Below are 366 nucleotides of genomic sequence, written 5' to 3' on the forward strand. Positions count from 1 at the left end.
GGTTGATGATACTCATTCACCAATGTTTCATCAAATTGAAGGACTTGTAGTAGATGAAAATATAAATATGAGCAATTTAATTGATACTCTTAACACTTTTATTAAAGAATTTTTTGGAAAAGATATGAAAACAAGATATAGACCTCATTATTTCCCATTTACTGAACCAAGTGCTGAAGTTGATGTTTCTTGCTTTAATTGTAAAGGTAAAGGTTGTAATGTTTGTAAAGGAACAGGATGGAGTATGGAATTATTAGGTTGTGGTATGGTGCATCCTAACGTGTTAGAGGCTTGTGGTATTGATTCAAAAAAATATTCAGGATTTGCCTTTGGTATGGGAATTGATAGAATTACAATGGTTAAACA

Annotated in this window: 1 pseudogene; it reads left to right on the forward strand. The window is 31.1% G+C overall.

Features of this window, described 5'->3' with window-relative positions:
* A pseudogene (pheS, locus tag EII32_RS11810) lies at nt 1-366 on the forward strand (phenylalanine--tRNA ligase subunit alpha); the annotation flags it as partial.

The sequence above is a fragment of the Prevotella sp. OH937_COT-195 genome, from assembly GCF_003932845.1.
Lineage (GTDB): Bacteria > Bacteroidota > Bacteroidia > Bacteroidales > Bacteroidaceae > Prevotella.